Source organism: Dethiosulfatibacter sp. (assembly GCF_983023055.1).
This window is the reverse complement of record NZ_CEZJXU010000456.1, coordinates 1-2,010: the sequence shown is the minus strand read 5'-3', so window position 1 is coordinate 2,010 and position 2,010 is coordinate 1. Positions and strand designations below refer to the sequence as shown.

The 2,010-nt window shown below is 38.8% G+C and carries 1 protein-coding gene; it reads right to left on the bottom strand.

The window, feature by feature from the left end; all coding sequences use genetic code 11:
• Window positions 1-1,561: polysaccharide biosynthesis protein (locus AC3AX0_RS12350; protein ID WP_487550581.1), on the bottom strand; the 1,561-nt coding region annotated here is incomplete at its 3' end.
• Window positions 1,562-2,010: the final 449 nt, after the last annotated feature.

Sequence of the window (2,010 nt, the reverse complement as noted above, 5' to 3'; positions counted from 1 at the left end):
CTGCAAGGGTAAGTATCTTTACAGGCTCTCCCATGTCCAGAACGAATATCTCTCCGCCTTCCGCCATTGCTCCTGCCTGGAGCACCAGCTGGGAAGCTTCCGGTATTGTCATGAAGTACCTAATTATCTCGGAATGGGTCACCGTTACAGGCCCGCCTTTCTCTATTTGCTTCTTGAACAGGGGGATTACACTTCCGTTGCTTCCAAGTACGTTGCCAAAGCGCACTGCGGCAAATTCCGTATCACTCCCTGCATCGTATGTCCTTATGATCAGTTCACATACCCTCTTTGTCACACCCATTACATTTGTGGGATTCACTGCCTTGTCCGTCGATATTTGAACGAATTTTTCCACCTTGTATTTGTCTGCAGTCTTCACAAGGTTAAGGGTGCCGAATATATTGTTCTTGATCGCCTCATGGGGATTTTCTTCCATCATGGGCACATGCTTGTGGGCCGCCGCATGGAATACAATTTCAGGCCTGTATTTGTTGAAAAGGTAATTCAGCCTTTCTTCATCCCTTATTGACCCTATCTTTGCAACAAAGTCAAGGGTGGGTTTTTCCCTGTTGTAGTGCCAGTTTAGCTCATGTTGTACATCATAGAGTCCGTTTTCATTAATATCAACAAGGATAAGCTTGCTTGGATTATATTTTGCTACCTGTTTTGCAATCTCAAAGCCTATTGATCCAGCTCCTCCCGTAACCATAACTCTTTTATTTCTGATGAATTCATTTATGTGTTCGGTATCGAGCTTTATCTCTTCCCTTCCCAGAAGATCCTCAATCTGCACTTCCCTGATATTTGAAATATTCACCTTTCCATTTATTATTTGGTATACTCCAGGAAGTATTAAAAGCTTGCAGTTAGTCTTTTTACATTCTTCAATTATATTCTTTATTTCTCCCTTTGAAGCGGAAGGCATGGCTATGATTATTTCGTCTATGTCTTTGTGTTCCGCTATGCCTATAATGTCGTGTCTGTTTCCCGCAACGGGTATGTTGTTTACGGTTTTCCCCTTCTTACAGGGATCATCGTCAATAATGACTACGGGCTCTCCCAGTTCGTAGCTTCTGCTCCTTAGCTCTCTGATGGTCATTGTACCCGCAACTCCTCCTCCAATAATCATTATCCTCTTTTTCTTTTCCTTGCTGAAGATATTGCCATAGGTTCTGTATCTTCTATAAATCCTGTAGCTCAACCTTGTCCCACCCAGGAAAATCGTGTCAAATACGGCAATGAGTACGAATACGCTCCTTGGAATGTTTATCTCTATGAAAAACATAAATACTATGAAAGCAGCGTTTGCCAAAAACACCCCTTCCACTATCTCTATAAGCTCCTCAATGGATGCATATGCCCAGAGGCTCTTGTATAGTTTGAAAAAGTATAGAATTATGAGTTTTATGAATATTATGCTGACTATCAGCTTTCTAAGGGTCGCTCCGTAAATAGCAGGTACCTCTCCGCCATATCTCAACATGAACGAAACATATATGGAAATTACCAAAAGGACTATGTCCGCCACGATGAGGGCCGATGTTCTCAATCCTCTTTTCATACCATTCTCCTTATATGGAAATTTATACACCCGCTGGGAAGCGAATTTGAATGGTCAATATACTTGTAAGTATTTTCTGTATTAGAATTAGGATATTATAGCAAGTTTTTTGAGTGGTATTTTAAAGTAGAGGTTATTATAGTAGGGTTACAACGTAAGGGTTTATAAAGTAGTGGTTATAAAGTAGGCATTTCATATTTAGCTTTTCTGAGTTTTTAAAAAATGAAGGTATATATAAATTATATACCCTCATTTTTATAATGTAAAGAGAACTTCCTGATTGAACTAATCAATTCTGTTCAATAAATAATTGTTGTCAGAACTTCCTTCACTTTTATATATAACATATTTAATATTTAAATTTTATTTACCTAATACAAGGCAGCTATGCTGCAAAAAACGGTATTATAGGATTACAATACCAAGTAATTTAAGTTTAATATCTAAAC